Below are 3,879 nucleotides of genomic sequence, written 5' to 3' on the forward strand. Positions count from 1 at the left end.
CTGCTTAAACTCGAGGCGGTGGTTGAGCCAAGCATCCTCGATAAGCTCCTATACAAGCAGAGTAAATCGAATAGAAATCAGACCATATATATTTATAAGGTATCGAAGTAGAATATTTCTGCAAAAAAATGGATAATGAGGGTGGTTTACGAACCACCCTTTTTCTTTTTAGAAATGAGGGGCGTAGCTGTTTGAGATTGCTACACGAAGGTTATGGCTAAGTTGATAATGAAGTTCCACATTGTGGCGGCTCCAATGGCAAATAATTTGGCGAAGTAGAAGTTCCAATTAGCCTTGCTCACAAGTAGCCAAAGAACAAAGGTATTAATTCCCAGTCCAACAATGGAAACACCAATAAACTTGCCGTATTCCATTAGCATATGAGGGTTATGGCTGTGGAAGGTGTATACCCGGTTGAGAATGTAGTTGGTGGAGGCGGCGGTGATAAATCCGGTTGCGTTGGCTATATACTGATGAATCTTGAGCTTGTTTCGGAGGAGGAAGGTGATTCCGAAATCGATGAATAGCCCGGAAATGCCAACTAACCCAAATTTTAGGAATTTTGCAACTACATCGGCATTAAGTCCCAATTGTTCCATAGCCTTATTAGTAAAAAAGCCCTTGAAAGGGCTTTGGTGGCGGAGAGAGAGGGATTCGAACCCCCGGTACTCTAACGAGTACAACGGTTTTCGAGACCGCCCCGTTCGACCGCTCCGGCATCTCTCCAGAATAGTAATAATAGTAAGGAAGGCTTGAGCCTTCCTTATGGCGGAGAAAGAGGGATTCGAACCCCCGGTACCCTCACGAGTACAACGGTTTTCAAGACCGCCGCATTCAACCGCTCTGCCATTTCTCCAGGCGTGGGCAAAAGTAGTGTTTTTTTTTGTTCAGCCAAGAGTTGCCTACCAAATATTGCCAAATAATTGATGCCATTTTGTTGACTCAATCAAGTCTTTTCTTATCAGCGTTTTGCAAATACGCAAGAAATTATGACGAAAATCAAAAAAAAAGAGAAAAAAAACCTCAAACATTTGTAAACGCTATGAAAAACGTTATATTTGTCTACGATTGTTTGACCAACGAGAATTACTAACCTAAAATTTAACTGGTTATGAACAAAGCACAACTTATTGATGCTATTGCTGCTGAGGCAAACCTTACAAAGGCTGACGCAAAGAAGGCTTTGGATGCTTTCGTAAAATCTACCACCGACTCCCTTAAGAAGGGTGATCGTGTTGCTTTGGTTGGATTTGGTTCTTTTTCCGTTTCAACCCGCAACTCAAGGACTGGAAGAAACCCTAAAACTGGTGCTCCTATTAAGATCAGCGCTAAGAAGGTGGTTAAATTCAAATCTGGTAGCGAATTAAATGATGTTGTTCAGTAGCATCTGAATGCATTTTACAAGGGAGACGTCGAGTTCTCCCTTTTTTTTTGATATTTTTACTCGAAATTGGCTTTATGGACGCAGCTATTATAAGCTTCCTATCACAGTTTATCTCTGAGGAGCGGCAAGAAATTCTTAAGCAGGTACTAAGTAATAGAACAAAATACCTCACCGTTTGTCTCGAAGATATTTACCATCCGCATAATGCAAGTGCCGTTCTTCGAACCTGTGACTGCCTCGGGCTGCTCGATGTTCATATCGTGGAGAAGGAGAATCGGTTTTGTCCCAGCCCCCAAATTGCCAAGGGAACCTATAAGTGGCTGAACATTCACCACTACAGAGAAGAGCAGGAGCACACCTCGGGTCTTATCCGCCAGCTAAGAAGCCAGAACTACCGGATTGTTGCAACAACCCCTCATCAGCATGATGTTGCACTGGAGAACTTTGATATCAGCAAAGGCAAGGTTGCACTTTTTTTTGGCACTGAACATTCTGGCATTTCCTCAACACTGATGCAGGAAGCAGACGAGTTTTTAAAAATTCCGATCTACGGATTTGCCGAAAGTATGAACATTTCTGTTGCCGCTGCAATTATAATTCATCACCTCATGTTGCAACTCCGCAGCCAAAAAAGTTTCAATTGGAAACTTACCGAGGAGGAGTACAACATCCAACTAGTCAACTGGATGAAGAAGTCGGTTAAAAATGCAGAACCGTTAATTCAACATTTTCTTTCAAAATCGGAATAAAATTCTCCTTAAATCGATTTTTTTTGACGAAAATGCGTAAATTTAGGGGTATGAGATGCAAAACTTTTATGGGATGCTGAACTGTATAATTATTGATGATGATGAGCTTTCGAGCAGAATCATCGAGGAATATGTGAAGAAGACAGAGTTCCTTAACCTCGTAAAGTCGTTTCCATCGGCTATACATGCGATTAGAGGTATTGAGAAAAGTGACGATATCCAGCTTATCTTCCTGGATATTGAGATGCCCGAAATGACCGGAATTGAGTTTCTGAAAACTCTGAAGGTTGCGCCTCAGGTGATTATTGTCTCCTCCAAAGAGAAATATGCGCTTGAAGCTTTCGAGTATGACGTTACCGATTATCTTTTAAAGCCGGTATCTTATGCGCGGTTTTACAAGGCTGCAACAAAGGTGTTCGACCGATTCACTTCGGGAAACAAGCCTACCGTTGAGGATGATGAGATATTCATTAAGAAAAACAGCTCGCTGGTGAGGCTTAAGCTCAGCGAGATACTTTGGGTTGAAGCGCTCGAAAACTACGTAGTAGTCAATACTGGAAAGGAGAAGCACACCATTCACTTTACCATGAAGGCCATTGAGAGTCAGCTTCCTGCCTCCACTTTTAAGCGAGTTCATAGGTCGTTTATTGTTAACGTAAAGAAAATCTCGAGCATTGAGGATAATTCTATCCTTCTTCGCTTTGCAACTGGATCGAAGCTTGTTCCTATTGGGAAATCCTATCGCGAAAAACTTTTAAAGGAGCTTAAGCTAATCAGTAAATAATTTTCTAAATGATTTCGCTGCGATCACTATTTTTGCAGCACGTTGCCCAGACTTCCGATAGCCCGTTGGGTTTGGAAATCAAGCGTGCTGAAGGTGTATATATTTATGACACCCACGATAGGGCATACCTTGACCTTATTTCTGGCATATCTGTTAGCAGCATAGGCCATTGCAACCCTGCTGTAGTTAAGGCTATTCAAGAGCAAGCGGAGAAATATTTGCACCTTATGGTGTACGGCGAGTATGTTCAAGCCCCCCAGGTTGAATATGCTGTGGCTTTAACAGAACTACTTCCTGAAAATCTATCGCAGGTTTACTTTGTGAATAGTGGAAGCGAGGCCAACGAAGGTGCGTTGAAGTTAGCAAAGCGCTTTACCGGTAGAACTGAATTAATTGGTTTTGAAAAAGCATACCATGGGAGCACTCACGGGGCACTCAGCATGATGGGTGATGAGAGTTTTAAGAATGCCTTCCGTCCGCTGCTACCCGATGTTCGCCATCTGTCATTCAATAGCATTGAAGAACTTCAGCAAATAACAACTAGGAGCGCAGCGGTGGTAGTGGAGCCAATTCAGGGCGAAGCTGGAGCCATAGTACCCAATAGGGAGTTTCTTGTTGCATTGCGGAAACGCTGCAACGAGGTTGGTGCCTTGCTAATTTTTGATGAGGTTCAAACTGGTTTTGGCCGTACTGGCCACCTGTTTGCTTTCCAGAAATTTGGGGTTGTTCCCGATGTGATGACCATTGCCAAAGGCATGGGCGGAGGTATGCCGCTGGGTGCTTTTGTATCAAGCGCCGAAATAATGGGCTGCCTCAAAACCAATCCTATCCTTGGACACATTACCACCTTTGGCGGACACCCAGTGTCGTGTGCTGCGGCAAAGGCAAACCTCCAATTCATCTTGGAGGAAAACCTGGTTGAATCAGTTTATGAAAAGGAGATGGTGTTTCGGTCGCTTTTG

At 43.2% G+C, this 3,879-nt stretch carries 5 protein-coding genes and 2 tRNA genes; 4 read left to right on the forward strand and 3 right to left on the reverse strand.

The genetic code is table 11. The annotated features are described in order from the left end of the window. Positions 1 to 200 precede the first annotated feature (200 nt). The 3 genes from VMW01_10595 to VMW01_10605 form a co-directional block, all read right to left on the reverse strand. The gene (locus tag VMW01_10595) at positions 201 to 599 is read right to left on the reverse strand and encodes a GtrA family protein (GenBank protein ID HUW06698.1); all 399 of its coding nucleotides are present in this window, start codon (positions 597 to 599) and stop codon (positions 201 to 203) included. Between the two features lie 37 nt (positions 600 to 636). Then, a tRNA-Ser gene (locus VMW01_10600) sits at positions 637 to 726 on the reverse strand. A 40-nt stretch (positions 727 to 766) separates the two neighbouring features. Beyond that, positions 767 to 856, reverse strand: a tRNA-Ser gene (locus tag VMW01_10605). Between the two features lie 255 nt (positions 857 to 1,111). Between VMW01_10605 and VMW01_10610 the strand changes: the two genes are divergently transcribed. The 4 genes from VMW01_10610 to VMW01_10625 all read left to right on the forward strand — a co-directional run. Then, positions 1,112 to 1,384 carry an HU family DNA-binding protein gene (locus VMW01_10610; protein ID HUW06699.1) on the forward strand — a complete coding sequence of 91 codons (273 nt, stop codon included), beginning with the start codon at positions 1,112 to 1,114 and terminating at the stop codon, positions 1,382 to 1,384. 74 nt (positions 1,385 to 1,458) lie between these two features. After that, the gene (locus VMW01_10615; protein ID HUW06700.1) at positions 1,459 to 2,133 is read left to right on the forward strand and encodes an RNA methyltransferase; all 675 of its coding nucleotides are present in this window, start codon (positions 1,459 to 1,461) and stop codon (positions 2,131 to 2,133) included. Between the two features lie 73 nt (positions 2,134 to 2,206). After that, the gene (locus VMW01_10620; GenBank protein HUW06701.1) at positions 2,207 to 2,917 is read left to right on the forward strand and encodes a LytTR family DNA-binding domain-containing protein; all 711 of its coding nucleotides are present in this window, start codon (positions 2,207 to 2,209) and stop codon (positions 2,915 to 2,917) included. An 8-nt stretch (positions 2,918 to 2,925) separates the two neighbouring features. Then, positions 2,926 to 3,879: aspartate aminotransferase family protein (locus VMW01_10625; protein HUW06702.1), on the forward strand; the 954-nt coding region annotated here is incomplete at its 3' end.

It is taken from the genome of Williamwhitmania sp., from assembly GCA_035529935.1.
GTDB lineage: Bacteria > Bacteroidota > Bacteroidia > Bacteroidales > Williamwhitmaniaceae > Williamwhitmania.

Excerpts from the sequence above, each read along its gene's own strand:
- VMW01_10615 (HUW06700.1), top strand. The coding sequence starts at position 1,459 with ATGGACGCAGCTATTATAAGCTTCCTATCACAGTTTATCTCTGAGGAG.
- VMW01_10595 (HUW06698.1), bottom strand. The coding sequence starts at position 599 with ATGGAACAATTGGGACTTAATGCCGATGTAGTTGCAAAATTCCTAAAA.
- VMW01_10610 (HUW06699.1), top strand. The coding sequence starts at position 1,112 with ATGAACAAAGCACAACTTATTGATGCTATTGCTGCTGAGGCAAACCTT.
- VMW01_10620 (HUW06701.1), top strand. The coding sequence starts at position 2,207 with ATGCTGAACTGTATAATTATTGATGATGATGAGCTTTCGAGCAGAATC.